The organism is Mesorhizobium sp. M0296 (assembly GCF_040321675.1).
In the GTDB taxonomy this organism is placed as follows: Bacteria; Pseudomonadota; Alphaproteobacteria; order Rhizobiales; family Rhizobiaceae; genus Mesorhizobium.
The window spans coordinates 1-17,997 of the sequence record NZ_JAMYRZ010000008.1; the positions used below are offsets into that span (position 1 = coordinate 1).

At 64.9% G+C, this 17,997-nt stretch carries 8 protein-coding genes; 6 read left to right on the forward strand and 2 right to left on the reverse strand.

Translation table 11 applies throughout. The features are described from left to right. Positions 1 to 210: 210 nt before the first annotated feature. Both hutC and NKI97_RS10090 read right to left on the reverse strand, forming a co-directional pair. Positions 211 to 972, reverse strand: a complete 762-nt coding sequence (hutC, locus tag NKI97_RS10085) for a histidine utilization transcriptional repressor HutC (RefSeq protein WP_352449230.1) — start codon at positions 970 to 972, stop codon at positions 211 to 213. Next, positions 969 to 2,321, reverse strand: coding sequence for a formimidoylglutamate deiminase (locus NKI97_RS10090; RefSeq protein WP_352833855.1), 1,353 nt, complete (start codon positions 2,319 to 2,321; stop codon positions 969 to 971). Before NKI97_RS10090 ends, hutC begins: the two co-directional genes overlap by 4 nt. Positions 2,322 to 2,419: 98 nt before the next feature. Here NKI97_RS10090 and hutI point away from each other — a divergent pair, with 98 nt between their 5' ends. The 6 genes from hutI to NKI97_RS10120 all read left to right on the forward strand — a co-directional run bounded on the left by hutI (position 2,420) and on the right by NKI97_RS10120 (position 17,711). After that, positions 2,420 to 3,655 carry an imidazolonepropionase gene (hutI, locus tag NKI97_RS10095; protein ID WP_352449232.1) on the forward strand — a complete coding sequence of 412 codons (1,236 nt, stop codon included), beginning with the start codon at positions 2,420 to 2,422 and terminating at the stop codon, positions 3,653 to 3,655. Then, positions 3,652 to 5,187 carry a histidine ammonia-lyase gene (gene hutH, locus NKI97_RS10100; protein WP_352449233.1) on the forward strand — a complete coding sequence of 512 codons (1,536 nt, stop codon included), beginning with the start codon at positions 3,652 to 3,654 and terminating at the stop codon, positions 5,185 to 5,187. The genes hutI and hutH overlap by 4 nt, the downstream gene beginning before the upstream one ends. A 568-nt stretch (positions 5,188 to 5,755) precedes the next feature. Further along, positions 5,756 to 6,574 (forward strand): N-formylglutamate deformylase, encoded by an 819-nt coding sequence (gene hutG / locus NKI97_RS10105; protein ID WP_352449234.1) that lies wholly within the window; start codon positions 5,756 to 5,758, stop codon positions 6,572 to 6,574. A 32-nt stretch (positions 6,575 to 6,606) separates the two neighbouring features. Next, on the forward strand, positions 6,607 to 8,277 hold the full coding sequence (gene hutU, locus NKI97_RS10110) for a urocanate hydratase (protein WP_352457143.1): 1,671 nt from the start codon (positions 6,607 to 6,609) through the stop codon (positions 8,275 to 8,277). Positions 8,278 to 8,285: 8 nt separating this feature from the next. Then, complete coding sequence (locus NKI97_RS10115) at positions 8,286 to 8,873, forward strand: HutD/Ves family protein (RefSeq protein WP_352833858.1); 588 nt, start codon at positions 8,286 to 8,288, stop codon at positions 8,871 to 8,873. 267 nt (positions 8,874 to 9,140) lie between these two features. After that, positions 9,141 to 17,711, forward strand: coding sequence for a glycoside hydrolase family 94 protein (locus NKI97_RS10120; RefSeq protein ID WP_352833861.1), 8,571 nt, complete (start codon positions 9,141 to 9,143; stop codon positions 17,709 to 17,711). Positions 17,712 to 17,997 lie beyond the last annotated feature (286 nt).

Below are 17,997 nucleotides of genomic sequence, written 5' to 3' on the forward strand. Positions count from 1 at the left end.
ATCTACAATCTCTCCTATACCCCCCCCGTCGACCTGCCCGACCGCCCCCCCCCCCCCCCGCGCGGGGGCGGCGGCGCCGCCCCCCCCCCCCCCCCCCCCCCCCCCCGCCGGGGGGGGGCCCCGCGGCGAGGTCGCACCGACCCCACCCCGCGTCACAAAATGCCGCCATGCGGCAATTTGCTCCGCGACCCTCCCCTCAAGGGGGAGGGTTTACCCCGTTGACGGCGTGAACCGCGCCACCAGCGTGTGGTTCTCTGCCGCATAGGTGAACCGGACGTGGGTGACGGGGTGCTCGGCGCTCCATGTCCGCCGCTCGATCACCAGGCACGGCGCACCGGTCTCGATGTCGAGCGCCGCCGCGATGTGCTTTTCGGCGGCAACGGCGCGAATGCGATGCTCGGCGGCACTCCACGGCACGCGCCCGATCAGCCACGGACCGGGCGCGGTGTCGAAAAACGCCTCTTCGGCGGCCTCCGGCACGGCAGCCAGGTTGATCAGCCGCTGCTCGTGGGCGAACGGCCTCTTGCCGGCGAAATGCCGGCATTCCAGCACCAGCACCGGCCCGGCGACGTCGAGTTCCAGCAGGGCGCGGTCGTCGGCGCTGCTGCGCCTTCTGTCTCGCGCCATGCGCTCATAGCGGTAGGGCAGGCCAAGTGCCTCGACCTCGATCCGGATGTCGTGGATTTCGAGAACGGCTGCCTGCGACTGCGGCCGGCGGACAAAACTGCCCGAACGACGCCGGCGCTCGATCAGCCCGGCCTTGGCCAGTTGCGACAGCGCCTTGTTCACTGTCATGCGCGAACAATTGTATTCGGCCGTCAGTTCATGCTCGAACGGAATGCGGTGGCCGGGCGCCCAGGCACCCGACAGGATCCGGTCGCTGATGTCCGACAGGATGCGCTGGTGCAGCGAAAGAACCTCGCCGCCGTCCGCGCTTCCAGAATCCGCGCTTATTGTCCCGATCATGCTCATGCCGAAAGCGCCATTATCACCTTGCGGAAGCGCTCGGCGATGGCATCGCGCCTGGCGTGCATGCCGCCGCTGACCAGTTTCCTGCCATGCACCCAGACGCAATCGACCTTGGTGCCGTTGGCAAAAATCCAGGCATCAAGGATTGCATCGCCCGTCTTGCCGGCCAGCGATGGATGCTTGCCGTCGAGCGAGACGAAATCGGCCGAGGCACCTGCTGCGATCTGCGAGAGGCCGGCGCCCAGCGCGGCACTGCCGCCATCGAGCGCGGCATCGAACAAAGCACGGCCGGTCGAGCCGCCGGCCACCGCCAGCACGTTGCGGGCGCGGTGGGCGAGGCGCTGCGAATATTCGAGCTGCCGCAACTCGTCCGGCAGGCCGATCAGTACGTTTGAATCCGAGCCGATGCCGAAGCGGCCGCCATGCTGCATGAACAAGGACGCGGCAAAGGTGCCGTCGCCGAGATTGGCCTCGGTGATCGGGCAGAGACCGGCAACGGCGCCGCTTTTCGCCAAATCGGTCGTCTCGGTGTCAGTCATGTGGGTGGCGTGGATGAGACACCAGCGCCGGTCGACCTTGGCGTTGGCAAGCAGCCATTCGACCGGCCGCGCCCCGGACCAGGCAAGGCAGTCCTCGACCTCCTTCATCTGCTCGGCGATGTGGATGTGGATAGGCCCCTCCGGCGCCATCACCGTGATGTTTTCCAGTTCCTCCGGTGTCACCGCACGCAGGCTGTGCGGGGCGACGCCCACGACGCCTTGATTCAGCGCGCGAATGGATTCGCGGCATTTCTCAACAAGCCGCGAGAACTGGTTCACATCGTTGATGAACCGGCGCTGGCCTTCATTTGGCGCAGCGCCGCCGAAAGAGGAATGCGCGTAGAAGACGGGCAGCAAAGTCAGCCCGATGCCTGTCTCGGACGCTGCGGCAACGATGCGCTGCGCCATCTCGGCGATGTCAGTATAGGGCCGGCCGTCACGGTCGTGGTGGAGATAGTGAAACTCGCCGACGCGCGAGAACCCGGCCTCCAGCATCTCGACATAGAGCTGGGCCGCGACCGCCTCGACCTGGTCCGGCGTCATCGACAGCGCGAAACGGTACATCACCTCGCGCCAGCTCCAGAAACTGTCGGCGGAAGGGCCGCGCAATTCAGCAAGGCCGGCCATGCCGCGCTGGAAGGCATGGCTGTGCAGGTTCGGCATGCCGGACAAAAGGATGGCACGGCGCTCGTCGCCAGGCAGGAGCGAGGTATTCGCCTCGACCGTGGCGATCCTGCCGTCGGAGATGACGATCCGCACATTGCTGTGCCAGCCGTCGGGCAGAAGCGCCTGTTCCGCAAAGATTGCTGTCACGTTTTTCTCCAAATCCCGGTCTGCCGTGCGATGATAGCGCTTGCAGTGCCTTTTCATATGTATATACATAATCGTCACCTATTGAAACGGAAAAGATGATGGCTGCAGAGAGCAAAAGCCGGGCAGGGGAGGTTCGCCTCTGGCGCAATGCGCGCCTCGCGACCATGGCCGAAAGCAGCCCCGGGTCAGGCGTTGTCGAGCACGGTGCAATCGCCGTGCGCAACGGCCGGATCGTCTATGCTGGGCCGGAAGCCGACATGCCGGCAGCACTTAGCAAAGGCGCCGAGGCGATCGACTGCGAAGGCCGCTGGATCACGCCCGGCCTGATCGACTGCCACACTCATCTGGTCCACGCCGGTAACCGTGCCAATGAATTCGAGATGCGGCTGGCCGGCGCTAGCTATGAAGAGGTTGCCAAGGCCGGCGGCGGCATCGTTTCCTCGGTCAAGGCACTGCGCGCCGCCAGCGAGGACGAGCTGGTCGCCCAGTCGCTGCCGCGCCTCGATGCGCTGATCGCCGAAGGCGTCACCACCGTCGAGATCAAATCCGGCTACGGTCTCGACCTCGAAAACGAGCAGAAGTCACTGCGCGCCGCACGACGGCTGGGCGGTGAGCGGCCGGTGACGGTCAGGACCACTTTCCTCGGCGCTCATGCACTGCCGCCCGAAGCAAAAGGCGACAAGGACGCCTTTATCGATCTTGTCGCCAACGAGATTTTGCCGGCCGTCGCTGCCGAGGGCCTGGCCGATGCCGTCGACGGTTTTTGCGAAGGCATTGCCTTTTGGCCGGAGCAGATCGCCCGCGTGTTCGATGCCGCGAAGGCGGCGGGCCTGCCGGTCAAGCTCCATGCGGACCAGCTGTCCAATCTGCATGGCGCCGAACTTGCGGCGCGCTATGGTGCGCTATCGGCCGACCACCTCGAATACACCGACGAGGCGGGTGCGGCGGCGATGGCGAAGGCCGGAACCTTGGCGACCATCCTGCCCGGCGCCTACTACTTCATCCGCGAGACCAAAAAGCCGCCGATCGCCTTGTTTCGCCAGCATGGCGTCAGGATGGCCGTTGCCACCGACAACAATCCCGGCACGTCGCCGCTGACCTCGCTGCTGCTGACCATGAACATGGCCGCGACATTGTTTGGCCTGACCGTCGATGAATGCCTTGCCGGCGTTACCCGCGAGGCTGCCCGCGCGCTCGGGCTGCTTGGACAGACCGGCACGCTGGAGGCCGGAAAATCCGCCGATCTGGCGATCTGGAACGTCGAGCGCCCGGCCGAACTCGTCTACCGCATGGGCTTCAACCCGCTGCATGCCCGCATCTGGAGGGGACAATGACCGAACTCAAGCTAAGGCCGGGCAATGCCACGCTGGCCGATTGGCGCGCCATCTATCGCGGCGCCGCACTGAGGCTCGACCATGCCTGTCGGCCGAAGATCAAGGCCAGCGCCGAGGCCGTCGCCAGGATCGTTGCCAAGGGCGAGCCGGTCTATGGCATCAATACCGGCTTCGGCAAGCTGGCCAGCGTCCGCATCCCCGCCGCCGATCTGGAAACGTTGCAGCGAAATATCGTGCTGTCTCATGCCGCCGGCGTCGGCGAGCCGATGCCCGTCGCAATCTGCCGGCTGATGATGGCGCTGAAGCTGGCCAGCCTGGCACAGGGCGCCTCCGGCGTGCGGCCGCGGACGATCGAGCTGATCGAGGCGATGCTGGCCAACGACGTTATCCCCGTGGTGCCGGCGCAAGGCTCGGTCGGCGCTTCCGGCGACCTTGCGCCGCTGTCGCACATGACCGCCGTGATGATCGGCGTCGGCGAGTGCTTTACCCCGCATGGCCGCTTTCCTGCCAAGGTCGCCTTCGTTTCGCACGGCCTGGAGCCGGTGACACTGGGCGCCAAGGAAGGCCTGGCGCTGCTCAACGGTACCCAGTTTTCGACCGCCTATGCGCTTGCCGCTTTGTTCGAGGCGGAAGTGCTCTACCAGTCGGCACTGGTCGCCGGCGCGCTGTCGACCGATGCCGCCAAGGGCTCCGACGCTCCGTTCGATCCACGCATCCATCTGCTCAGGAAACATCGTGGCCAGATCGAGACGGCCGAGGCGTTGCGCAATTTGATGGCCGGCAGCGCCATCCGTGAATCGCACCGCGTCGGCGACGAGCGCGTGCAGGATCCGTATTGCCTGCGCTGCCAGCCGCAGGTGATGGGCGCAGCACTCGACGTGCTCCGCAAGGCCGCCGAGACGCTCGGCACCGAGGCCAACGGCGTCACCGACAATCCGCTGATCTTTGCCGAGGACGACTCCGCACTTTCGGGCGGCAATTTCCATGCCGAGCCGGTCGCCTTCGCCGCCGACATGATCGCACTCGCCGTCTGCGAGATCGGCTCGCTGTCGGAGCGGCGCATCGCCATGCTGGTCGACCCGGCGCTGTCGGGCATGCCGGCCTTTCTCACGCCCAAGCCGGGTCTGAATTCCGGTTTCATGATCCCTCAGGTCACGGCGGCAGCACTGGTTTCTGAAAACAAGCAAAAGGCCTATCCGGCCAGCGTCGATTCGATCCCGACCTCGGCCAACCAGGAAGACCACGTCTCGATGGCGGCGCATGGCGCGCGCCGCCTCATCGGCATGGTCGAGAATGCGACGGCCGTCATCGGCATCGAATTGCTGGCCGCCGCGCAAGGCTGCGATTTCCACGCACCGCTGGCCTCGAGCGCGGCACTGGAGGCGGTGCGCCGGCTGGTCAGGGCAGAGGTGCCCCATCTCGACAACGACCGGCACTTCCACCCCGACATGGAGAAGGCCATCGCCATGATACGCAGCGGCGCGGCGGTGAAGGCCGCGGGTGCGGTGAAACTGCCGGGCGTTGCGTCATGAGGCGGTGTACCGTGACAGGTCGCGTTCTGTCCTGCCGGACATCTCCCCCTCCAGGGGGGAGATTGGCTGTCGTCTCGGCTTTCGCCAATCTCCAGCGTTGCAGGACTGAGCGAGGCGCCGAAGCTGCCAATCTCCCCACTAGAGGGGGAGATGTCCGGCAGGACAGAGGGGGGCGCTGTCCCGCCGACCTCACCCCGGCAACACCGAAACTTTCAAATCCAGAAACAAAAAACCCGCCTCAAAGGCGGGTCGTCGGGCCGAATCAGCACTGTATTGAAATTAGTAGCATAGCTGCCGGCACAAAGCAAGAACAAAATGCATTCCGACCGGCAAAAAGCGAGGTCGGTGTTCCCGGACGATTGCAAGGTCGCGTTCCTTCGCGCCCCCCTCTGCCCTGCCGGGCATCTCCCCCACGAGGGGGGAGATCGGCAGCTGCGGCGCCTCGCTCTGTCCTGCAACGTTGGAGAATGGCGAAAGCCGGTCTGACGGCCAATCTCCCCCCTCGTGGGGGAGATGTCCGGCAGGACAGAGGGGGGCGCCGTAGAGCTCCAACGCGGGAGAATCTTCTATGACCTCGCCCTCCTGGCTCACCGTCACCCAAGGCACAGCACCCCTGCTGGTTTCGATCCCGCATACCGGCATCGATCTCGCCGGCCTCGATAGCCGGCTGGTCTCGCCCTGGCTCGGCCGCCGTGACGCCGACTGGTGGATCGACAAGCTTTATGACTTCGCCGAGAGCCTCGGCGCGACGGTTGTGCATACGGCGATTTCGCGCACCGTTATCGACGTCAACCGCGATCCGTCCGGCGTTTCGCTCTATCCCGGCCAGACGACGACTGGGCTCTGCCCGACAGAGACCTTTGACGGCGATCAGCTCTACCGCAAGGGTGAAGAGCCGGGACAGTCGGAGATCGACGAACGCCGCGAGAAGTTCTTCGTACCCTATCATGCCGCTCTGCAGGCCGAGATCGACAGGCTGCGCGCTTTGCATGAGAAGGTCGTCGTCTATGACTGCCATTCGATCCGCTCCGTGCTGCCGCGCCTTTTCGAAGGCAAATTGCCGGTCTTCAATCTCGGCACCAATGACGGCAAGAGCGCCGATCCGACGCTGCAAGCGACGGTTGGCCAGATCCTCGCCGAAACCGGCGAGAGCTTCGTCGTCAACGGGCGCTTCAAGGGCGGCTGGATCACGCGCCATTTCGGCCAGCCGCAAGCCGGCGTCCACGCGCTGCAGATGGAACTCTCCAACCGCGGCTACATGCGCGAGCCCGAAGGCAAGGGCGAACCGGATAACTGGCCGGTGCCTTACGAGGCCGAATTCGCGGCGCCGATCTGCGTCACGCTGAAGAAGATCCTGGAAACCGCGATCGCCTGGGCCGAACGCTGACGCGCGGTGCACCTCACTCGAAAGGGACAATCATGACCGATCCTCGCCACAACATCCGTGAAGTGCGCAGCCCGCGCGGCAGCGAGCTCAACGCCCGCACCTGGCTGACGGAAGCGCCGTTGCGCATGCTGATGAACAATCTCGACCCAGACGTCGCCGAAAACCCCAACGAGTTGGTGGTCTATGGCGGCATCGGCCGGGCGGCGCGCACCTGGAACGATTTCGACCGCATCGTTGCCTCGCTGAAGACGCTTGGCGACGACGAGACGTTGTTGGTGCAATCGGGCAAGCCGGTCGGCGTGTTCCGCACTCATCCTGACGCCCCGCGCGTGCTGATCGCCAATTCGAACCTGGTGCCGCACTGGGCGACATGGGAGAAATTCAACGAGCTCGATAGAAAGGGCCTGATGATGTACGGCCAGATGACGGCCGGCTCGTGGATCTACATCGGCACGCAAGGCATCGTGCAGGGCACCTACGAGACCTTCGTCGAGGCCGGCCGCCAGCACTATGGCGGCAATCTCAGGGGCAAGTGGATCCTGACCGGCGGTCTCGGCGGCATGGGCGGTGCCCAGCCGCTCGCCGCGGTGATGGCCGGCGCCTGCTGCCTGGCCGTCGAATGCGATCCCGACCGCATCGATTTCCGGCTGCGCACCCGCTATGTCGATGAGCGCGCCGACACGCTCGACGAGGCTCTGGAAAAGATCGAGCGCTGGACCAAAGCCGGTGAGGCGAAATCGGTTGGCCTGGTCGGCAACGCCGCCGACATCCTGCCGGAACTGGTGCGGCGCGGCGTGCGCCCCGACATCGTCACCGACCAGACCTCGGCGCATGACCCGCTCAATGGCTATCTGCCCAAGGGCTGGTCGCTGGCCGAGTGGCGCGAGAAACGCACCTCCGACCCGAAGGCCGTTGAAAGAGCTGCCCGCGCGTCGATGCGCGAGCATGTCGAGGCGATGGTGGCGTTCTGGAATGCCGGCGTGCCGACGCTCGACTACGGCAACAACATCCGCCAGGTGGCGAAGGAGGAGGGGTTCGAGAATGCTTTTGCCTTTCCGGGTTTCGTGCCGGCCTATATCCGTCCGCTGTTTTGCCGCGGCATCGGCCCGTTCCGCTGGGCAGCGCTTTCCGGCGATCCCGAGGATATCTACAAGACCGACGCCAAGGTGCGCGAGCTGACCCCCGGCAACACCCATCTGCACAACTGGCTCGACATGGCGCGTGAGCGCATCGCCTTCCAGGGCCTGCCGGCGCGCATCTGCTGGGTCGGCCTTGGCGACCGCCATCGGCTCGGCCTCGCCTTTAACGAGATGGTCGCCAGGGGCGAACTGAAGGCGCCGGTGGTCATCGGCCGCGATCACCTCGATTCCGGCTCGGTCGCCTCGCCGAACCGCGAGACGGAGGCGATGAAGGACGGCTCCGATGCCGTCTCCGACTGGCCGTTGCTCAATGCCTTGCTCAACACGGCGTCCGGCGCCACCTGGGTGTCGCTGCACCATGGCGGCGGCGTCGGCATGGGCTTTTCGCAGCATGCCGGCATGGTCATCGTCGCCGACGGCACGCCCGAGGCGGCCAAGCGCCTGGAGCGGGTTCTGTGGAACGATCCGGCGACCGGCGTCATGCGCCACGCCGATGCCGGCTATGACATCGCGATCGAGTGCGCCCGGGAGAACCAGCTCAACCTGCCCGGCATTTTGGGCTGAGCCGCGCCTTGCGCATCCTTCGGGCAACCGAATACCGCTCGATGCCGTGGAAGAACGGCGGCGGGGTGACGACGGAGATTGCCGTCTCGCCGCCAGGTGCCGGGCTCGACGATTTCGACTGGCGCGTCTCGATGGCGCTGGTCGAGGGCGGCGGCCCATTTTCCGGATTTGCCGGCGTCGACCGGACCTTGGCGTTGCTGGAAGGCGAGGGCATGATCCTCGACATCGCCGGCCGGCTACCGGTCGAAATCATCAAGGCTTCCGCACCGCTTGCCTTTCCGGCCGACGTGCCGACGCAAGCCACGCTGATCGCCGGTCCGATCACCGACCTCAACGTCATGACCCGCCGCGCCCGGGCGATCCACACGGTCGAGCGCCTGCTGATTTCGGCTCCGACGGAGATCCAGGCCGAAGCCGATGAAACACTCATCCTGTGCGTCGACGGCGAACTCAGCGTGGCCGGCGCGGCGCCCATGCAACTTGGGCCGCTCGACGCGCTGTTGCTCGGGGCGCAAGCGCCGGAACTGCGCCTGGATCCGGTCCGGCCGGCCATGCTGTTCGTGATCCGCATCGACCGCATTGCCGGCAACGATTAACGTCTGTTTCCAAACATGATCGTGACGCCGGCCAAATATCGCGTAAGCTGGTCGCTGCATCACGAAAAAGCCTGAATCTTCCGCCGATCAGAAGCCGAAACGATGCTCATAGTGCCCGCCTGGAAGTTGTCGAAAGACGGCATCTTGTCGTGGTGCGGAAACAAACTTTCGGCCAAGTGTTGCGATGCAACCAATTGCATTTGGACCGGTTTTAGGGACATTGCCGTGGCGGTGACGCCGCACTGCGTCCCCAACACGGAACCTTAGATGAATATCCAGACCAATCTCGCACAGATCGAAAAGACGAGCGCCAGCTTCCCGGCTGTCACCGACGTGCCGATACGCTCCAATTTCCTGCCGGAAGATCGGCTGCGCGCTTTGGGCGCAGCCCTTGCCAATGGCGACGCCAAGGACTTGTTCGGTCTGACGCCTTTCGATTTTCAGGCGCGCATCCGCGACAGCGCCAGGAAAATTCTCGATGTCTACCGTTCCACCAACGCTGCCCAGGCGAGGGGCGAAACGATCACGCCCGCGGCGCAGTGGCTGCTCGACAACAACTACCTGGTCGAGGAGACCATTTTTCAGGTCAAGCGCGACCTGCCGCGCCGCTTCTACCGCCAGTTGCCGACGCTGAAACTGTCGGATGGATCCAGCGTGCCGCGCGCACTGGCGGTCGCGTGGACCTATGTCGCCCATTCCGACAGTTCCGTCTCGTCGGCCATGTTCAAGGCGATCGTCGAAGGCTTCCAGTCCATCGAGCCGCTGAAGATTGGCGAATTATGGGCGCTGCCATCGCTGCTGCGCTTCGTCCTGATCGAGAACCTTCGCCGGATCGCGGTCCGCGTCAATCGCACGCGGGAACTGCGCCAGATCGCCAACGAGGTCGCCGACCGTGTGCTGGCGACGGACGACAGCGCCGACCGGCAGGCGATACTTTCCCACTACAGCGCCCATGCGCAGGACACCACCTTCGCCACCCAGTTGCTCTACCGGCTGCGTGACGGCTCGCAAAATGCCGGCAGGGCGCTGGAATGGTTGGAGGGCGAGCTGGAAAGGACCGGCTCCGACGCCGAGGAGATCATCCTCAGCGAGCACCACACGCTGTCAAGCGGCAACGTGACCACCGGCAACATCATCCGCGGCCTGCGCCTGATCAACGACATCGACTGGACGGTGTGGTTCGAGGGCGTCAGCCGCATCGACACCTTGCTGCGCGAACGCACCGATTTCGCCGCGCTCGATTTCTTTTCGCGCGACCAATACCGGACTGCGATCGAGGAGCTGGCGCGCCGTTCCGATCTCTCCGAATTTCGCGTTGCCGAAAGGGCGATCGAGCTCGCCGGCCATGCTGCCGATGCGCCGGGCTCCGAAAGCGGTCCGATCGCTCACACCGACGTCGGCTTCTTTCTGGTCGGCCCGCGCCGGCAGGAGCTCGAGCGGTCGATCGGCTACCGGCCGACCATCGGCAAGACGCTCAACCGGACCTTCCGCAAGACCGGATGGCTGGGCATCGTCGTGCCGGTGTTTGCGCTGACGGTCCTGCTTCTGGTCGTTTCCGGCAATGCGCTTGCCAATCTCGGCCTGTCGGTGCCGTCGATCGTCCTGATGCTGGCCCTGTTCGCGGTGCCGGCCAGCGAAGGCGCGCTCGCATTCTTCAACACCGTCGTCTCGCTGTTTTTGAAGCCGACGCGTCTCATCGGCTATGATTTCAGGCACGGTGTGCCGCCCGAGGCGCGCACGCTGGTGGTGGTGCCGTCGCTGATCGGCTCGCGCGACGATGTCGAGGAGAACATCCGCAACATCGAGGTGCATCACCTCGCCAACACGGCGGGCGAAGTCTATTTCGCGCTGCTTTCCGACTGGCCGGACTCGAAGACCGAGATCGATACGGCGGATGTCGAAATCCTCGAATTCGCCCGCGCCGAAATCGCCAGGCTGAACGCCCGCTATCCCTCGGAAGGGGCGCCGCGCTTTTATCTGCTGCATCGGCGCCGGCTCTACAACGCATCGCAAGGCGTCTGGATGGGCTGGGAGCGCAAGCGCGGCAAGCTGCACGAATTGAACCTTCTGCTGCGCGGCGACAGCGACACCACCTTCCTGCCGCTGGAAGTGCCATTGCCGGAGAGCGTCGTCCACGTGATGACGCTGGACGCCGACACCCGCACCACCCGCGACGCCGTCGCTGCGCTGGCCGGCAAGCTTTGCCACCCGCTCAACCGTCCGCATTTCGATGTCGCACGGCGCCAGGTTACGGCAGGTTATTCCATCCTGCAGCCGCGTATCACCGCGTCGCTGACCAGTGGCGACGAGGCATCGTTCTTTCAGCGTGTCTTTTCCGCCAATCGCGGGCTCGATCCGTACGTCTTTGCCGTGTCGGACCTCTACCAGGACATCTTCGGCGACGGTTCCTTCACCGGCAAGGGTCTTTACCATGTCGACGCCTTCGAGGCGGCGTTGAAGGGCCGCATCGAGGAAAACACCATCCTCAGCCATGATCTGCTCGAAGGCGCCCTGGCGCGCTCGGCCTTGGTCACCGACGTCGAACTGGTCGAGGACTATCCGACCCGCTATTCGGTCGACGCGTCGCGCCACCATCGCTGGGCACGCGGCGACTGGCAGCTTCTGGGCTTCATTCTTGGCCCGCGCTCAAACGTGCCGGCGCTGTCGCGCTGGAAGATGGTGGACAATCTGCGCCGCTCGGTGACGCCGATCTTCTGGGTGATGGCCGCGATCGCCGGCTGGACGCTGCTGCCCTTCACGCAGGCCGCCCAATGGCAGGCGCTGCTGATCCTCACGCTGTTCATGGCGCCCACTTTCGACATCGTCGACGCCATCCTGCCGAAGAGCGGCGACCAGACGCCGCGCGGCCATTTCTCGGCACTGGCACGCGACGTTGCCTTCGGCACTGCCCTGGTGGCGCTGAAGATCGTGCTGATGGCGCATCTTGCCTGGATGATGGGCGACGCGATCATCCGCACGCTCTACCGCCTGTTCGTCAGCCGCCAGAACCTGCTCGAATGGCGCACCGCCTCGCAGGCACACAAGGGCGGCGACAACGATCTCGGCTCCTACTACAGCATCATGTACGGCGCGGTGATCATCGGCGTCGTCGGCCTCGCTGTCCCGGTGCTGGCCGATTCCACCGGCGCCTTCGTCGCCTTCTTCTTTGCCTTGTTCTGGATCGGCTCGCCCGCCATCGCCTGCTGGATCAGCCGTTCGGCCGAAACCGAGGACCGCCTGCGCATATCGGCCGCCGACATCCACGCGCTGCGCACCGTGGCGCGGCGTACATGGCACTATTTCGAGACCTTCGTGACGGCCGAGCATCACAATCTGCCGCCGGATAATTTCCAGGAAAGCCCGGCCCCCGTGGTGGCGCCCCGCACCTCGCCGACCAATATCGGCGTCTACCTGCTGTCGGTGATTTCGGCACGCGATTTCGGCTGGATCAGCCTCTCCGACGCCGTCAACCGCATCGACGCGACCATGTCGACCATCGAGAGCATGCCGCGCGACCGCGGCCATCTCTTCAACTGGTATGACACGACGACCCTGAAGCCGCTCTACCCGCTGTACATTTCGGCGGTCGACAGCGGCAATCTCGCCGGCCATCTGGTGGCCGTGGCCGCTGCCTGCGCCGAATGGGCCGAAGCGCCGTCGGTGCATGTGCAGGGCGACTTCGAAGGCATCCTCGACACCGTCACCATCCTCGACGAAAGCCTTGAGGAACTGCCCGACGACCGGCGTCAATTGCGGCCCTTGCGCCAGCGGCTCGCCGACCGTCTCGACGGCATGCGGCGGGCGGTCGAATTGATCAAGGCACAGCCGGAGATGGCGTCGATCCGTACCATCAACCTGGCCGTCCTGGCCGGCGAGATACGCAAGCTCGCGACAGCCATCCACACCGAGGCCGCGTCGACCCAGAGCGACACCATCGCCGATTGGGCGGCCAGGCTCGAAGCCACCTGCGAGGCGCATGTGCACGACGCGCACAGCGATGAAAACGCAGTCGCGGCGTTGCGGGCCAAGCTTCTGACCTTGCGCGAGCGCACGCGCCGTTTCGCCTTCGAGATGGATTTCTCGTTCCTGATGCGGCCCGAACGCAAGCTCCTGTCGATCGGTTACCGGGTCGAGGAGCATCAGCTCGACGAAAGCTGCTACGACCTTTTGGCCTCCGAGGCGCGGCTGACCAGCCTGTTCGCCATCGCCAAGGGCGATTTGCCGACCGAGCACTGGTTTCGGCTCGGCCGGCCGATCGTCGAGATCGGCTTCCAGGGCGCACTGATGTCCTGGTCCGGCTCGATGTTCGAATATCTGATGCCGCCACTGGTGATGAAGGAGCCGCAAGGCAGCATTCTCAACCAGACCAGCAAGCTCATCATCAAGCGCCAGATCCAGTATGGCCGTTCGAAGAACGTTCCCTGGGGGATTTCGGAAGCGGCCTACAACGCCCGCGACCGTGAACTGACCTATCAGTACACCAATTTCGGCGTGCCCGGGCTCGGCCTGAAGCGCGGCCTTGGCCAAAACACGGTGATCGCGCCTTACGCGACCGTGCTCGCAGCGCAGTTCACGCCGCATGAATCCGTCCAGAACCTGGCCAGGCTGAGGCGGCTGGGCGCACTGGGCCGGCACGGTTTTTATGACGCGGTGGATTTCACGCCGCAACGCGTCCCCGAGGGCACCGACCATGCCGTCGTGCTCAACTACATGGCCCACCACTCCGGCATGTCGATTGCGGCAGTTGCCGATGCGATCTTCGAAGGGCGCCTGCGCGACCGCTTCCACAGCGATCCGGTGATCGAGTCGGCCGAATTGCTGCTGCAGGAAAGGGCGCCGCGCGACATCCCGACTGCGACCGTCAGGACCGAGGCCGACGAGCGCTCGAAGGACGAGACCGAGCTGGAAAGCCCGGATACCCGCATCGTGCTCGATCCGCTCAGGGCGCTCCGCTCGACCAGTGTCATGTCCAATGGCCGCTATTCGGTCATGGTGACCGCCACCGGCTCCGGGTACAGCCGCTGGGGCGAACTTGCCGTCACGCGCTGGCAGCCGGATCCGACCGAGGACCGCCTTGGTTCCTATATTTTCCTGCGCGACGCCAGCAACGGCGACTGGTGGTCGGCCACCGCCGAGCCGAAGCGCGCCGCCGGCGAGCGTGCGCAGACACTGTTCTCCGACGACAAGGCGAGCTTCGTCAAATCGATTGGATCGCTGCGTTCGGAAGTCGAGTGCATCGTCATCTCGGAAGGCAATGGTGAGGGCCGACGGGTGACGCTCCACAATGATGGCCCGGCCGACCGGCATATCGAGGTAACCTCGTTTGCCGAACTGGTGCTGGGCTCCGAGCCCTCGGATAATGCCCATCCGGCTTTTTCGAAGATGTTCGTGGAAACCGAGATCGCGCCGAACAACGGCGCGATCTTCGCCACCAGGCGCAAGCGCGAAAAGGACGAACCCGACGTCACCATCGTGCATTTCGTCACCGACCCGTCTGGATCGGCGCGAGACGCCGAGGCGGAAACCGACAGGCGCGCCTTCATCGGCCGCGGCCGCACCATCACCGAAGCGGCTGCCTTTGATCCCGGCGCCAAGCTTGGCGGCCATTCCGGCTTCACCCTGGATCCGATCGCATCGCTTCGCCGGCAGGTGCGCGTGCCGGCCAACAAGAAGATTTCGCTGACGTTCTGGACCGTCGTCGGTACCCATCGCGCCGAATTGGATGCCGCCATCGCACGGCTCGACCATCCCGAAAGCTTCGCCCGCCAGGCGATGCTCGCCTGGACGCGCTCGCAGGTGCAGACCCGGCACCTTGGCCTCAGCCTGTCCGACGCCGCCAATGTGCAGAAGCTGGCGCGCTATCTGATCTATCCCGATCCGTTCCTGCGCCTTCCGGGCGAATCCATCGTCTCCGGGCTCGGCAGGCAGTCCAGCCTGTGGCCGACCAGCATATCCGGCGATTTTCCGATTTTCCTGGTCAGGATCGCCGATGTCGCCGATCTGGAGATTGTCGCCCAGGCGCTTCGCTTCCAGGAATACATGCGCGCCCGCGGCATGATGATCGATTTTGTCGTCGTCAACGAGCAGGCGTCATCCTACGTGCAGGACCTGCAGCGCGCGGTGGAGACGCTGTGCGAAAACAGCCGATTGCGCGGCAAGGAGCTCGGACCCCGCCAGCACATCTTCGCGGTGCGCCGCGATCTGATGGAGGAAACGACCTACAGGACCTTGCTCGCCGTCGCTCGGGTGGTGCTGCATACGCGCAACGGCACCATCTTCGACCAGATCGAGCGCGCCGAGGCCGCGGCACTGCAGGCGCGGGACGCCGCCCTCCAGCCGGCAGACCTTGCAGCGCTTCGCGAGCCGTCCTTGCCGGTGCCGACGTCGCAAGCATCTGCCGCCCAGGCACTGATCGAGGGCCGCGTCGACGGCAGCGGGCTCGACCAATGGAACGGTTTCGGCGGCTTCGACGGCGACGGACGCCACTACGTCGTGCGTCTTGCCGGCCGGCGCACGACGCCGCAGCCGTGGATCAACGTCATCTCCAACCCATCGTTCGGGTTCCACATTTCGGCTGAAGGCGCTGCCTTCACCTGGAGCCGCAACAGCCGCGACTATCAGTTGACGCCATGGTCGAACGATCCGGTCACCAACCGGCCGGGCGAGGGCATCTACATCTACGATCACGCCAGTGGCAGGGCGTTCTCGCCAATGGCTGCCGTGGTGCGTGATCCGACAATGACCTACGAAACCTGGCACGGGCAGGGTTTTTCGACGCTCCGCTCAAAACGCGGGCCGCTGTCGATGGACCTGACCCATGTCGTCGATCCCGTCGATCCGGTGAAGATATCGCGGCTGCGCATCCAGAATTCGGGTTCGGTGCCGATGCGGCTGCGCGTCTACGCCTATGCGGAATGGGTTCTTGGCGGCCATCGCTCGCGCACCGCTGCAAGCATCGTTCCGTCGAGGGATGCCGCAACCGGCGCATTGCTGGCGAAAAATCCCTATGGGCTCGATTTCGGCGAGCGGATCGCCTTTCTGGCCGCCGACGGTGCTGTGCATTCGGTCACCGCCGATCGCGGCGAGTTCATCGGCAGGCAAGGCACGAGCGAGTTTCCGCATGCCGTGCTGAGCGGCGCCGGCCTGTCCGGCCGTGTCGAGGCCGGCGACGATCCCTGCGCGGCCATTGCACGCGACATCGACATCGCTGCCGGCGGCGACGTCACGCTGCTCTGGCTGCTCGGCGACGCGGCCTCGCCCGAGGCGGCCAGCGCGCTGGTGCAGACCCATCGCTCCAGGGATTTCGATCAGCGGCTGGCCGACAACGAGCGCACATGGCGCGGCTTTCTCGACACCATCCAGGTCGAGACGCCGGACAAGGCCCTCGACGCCATGGTCAATCACTGGCTGCCCTATCAGAGCCTGGCCTGCCGCATCCGTGCCCGCTCTGCGTTCTATCAGGCGAGCGGTGCCTTCGGCTTCCGGGATCAGTTGCAGGACACCTTGGCCTTGCTGGCCCATGACCCCAAGCTGGCGCGCGATCAGATCCTCAACGCGGCGCGGCGGCAATTTCCCGAAGGCGACGTGCAGCATTGGTGGCTGCCGCGCACCGAGGCCGGCGTCCGCACCATGATCTCGGACGACGTGGTCTGGCTGGCCCACGCCACGGCCCGTTACCTGCTGGTGACCGGCGACACCGCGATCCTGAAGGAGCAACTGCCGTTCATCGAAGGGCAGGCGCTGGGCGAAGGCGAGCACGATGCTTTCTTCATCCCGGAAATCTCGAAGAAGACAGCCTCGCTCTATGACCATTGCGCGCGGGCGCTCGATCTTGCCGTCAAGCGCAGCAGCCCAGCCGGGCTGCCGCTGATCCTCGGTGGCGACTGGAACGACGGCATGAACCGCGTCGGCGAGCACGGCAAGGGCGAGAGCGTATGGCTGGGCTGGTTCCTGCTGAAGACGCTGGGCGACTTTGCCGCTGTCGCCAAGGCGGAGCGCGATGCCAAGCGCGTGCAGGCCTGGACGAAGCACGCCGAGGTGCTGAAGCGGGCGCTGGAAAGCACCGCCTGGGATGGCGAGTGGTATCGGCGCGGCAGCTTCGACGACGGCACGCCGCTCGGCTCGCGCAAGTCGGACGAGTGCAAGATCGACTCGATCGCCCAGTCCTGGAGCGTGCTTTCGGGCGAGGGCGACCCGGCGCGGTCGACCACGGCAATGGCGCAGGCGATGAAAGCGCTCGTCGACGACGACCTCAAGATCGCCAAACTGTTCACCCCGCCCTTCTCGAAGACGGAAAAGGACCCGGGCTACATCAAGAGCTATCCGCCGGGGGTCCGTGAAAACGGCGGCCAATACACGCACGCCGCAACATGGTTCGTCATTGCGCTCGCCGAGATGGGTCGCACCGACGATGCCTACCGCTGCCTTTCGATGCTCAATCCGGTCTACCATGCGCTCGATGAAGCCGCGGCAGAGCGCTACCGGGTGGAACCTTACGTCGTCGCGGCCGACGTTTATTCCGGGCAAGACAAGGGCGGCCGCGGCGGCTGGACCTGGTATACCGGGTCGGCGGGCTGGCTTTATCGCGCCGCGGTCGAGAGCATTCTCGGCATAGAGCGCCGCGGACAGCGCCTCCAGTTCACGCCGAGACTTCCTAGCCATTGGGACGGCTATTCGGCAACTCTGAAGATGCTGGGCGCCGAGATCAAGGTACGCGTCGTCCGCGACAAAAAGGCCCGGGCCATCTCACTTGAAGTGAATGGCACGAAGACCAAATCTTCGTCCTTCGAGCCAAAAGCCGGAGATAGTGCCGAGGTGGTCGTCAGAATACCGGCCTAGATTCAAGGGCTTGGAGCGTCACTTAGCGTTCCCAGGGCACGCACGGGCGCTCCAAGTGCCTCTACCGGTTATATTTGCGTTTGACCTTGCTGAATGCCTGCACACGACTTTAGACGTCGTGCCCAGGGTCTTGCTGATTAAAATTGTGGCAGTGCTTTCCAGCTGCCATGATTTTGCCGCAACGCTGACATTTCACCTTTTATCTCAAACTGTTAGACGATCACGGCAAATTTCGAAGCGTCGTCATCTTTTGTTCGCGGAATGGGAACGGAAGAGCTAGACGAGC

Excerpts from the sequence above, each read along its gene's own strand:
- hutC (WP_352449230.1), bottom strand. The coding sequence starts at position 972 with ATGAGCATGATCGGGACAATAAGCGCGGATTCTGGAAGCGCGGACGGC.
- hutI (WP_352449232.1), top strand. The coding sequence starts at position 2,420 with ATGGCTGCAGAGAGCAAAAGCCGGGCAGGGGAGGTTCGCCTCTGGCGC.
- hutH (WP_352449233.1), top strand. The coding sequence starts at position 3,652 with ATGACCGAACTCAAGCTAAGGCCGGGCAATGCCACGCTGGCCGATTGG.
- hutG (WP_352449234.1), top strand. The coding sequence starts at position 5,756 with ATGACCTCGCCCTCCTGGCTCACCGTCACCCAAGGCACAGCACCCCTG.
- hutU (WP_352457143.1), top strand. The coding sequence starts at position 6,607 with ATGACCGATCCTCGCCACAACATCCGTGAAGTGCGCAGCCCGCGCGGC.
- NKI97_RS10120 (WP_352833861.1), top strand. The coding sequence starts at position 9,141 with ATGAATATCCAGACCAATCTCGCACAGATCGAAAAGACGAGCGCCAGC.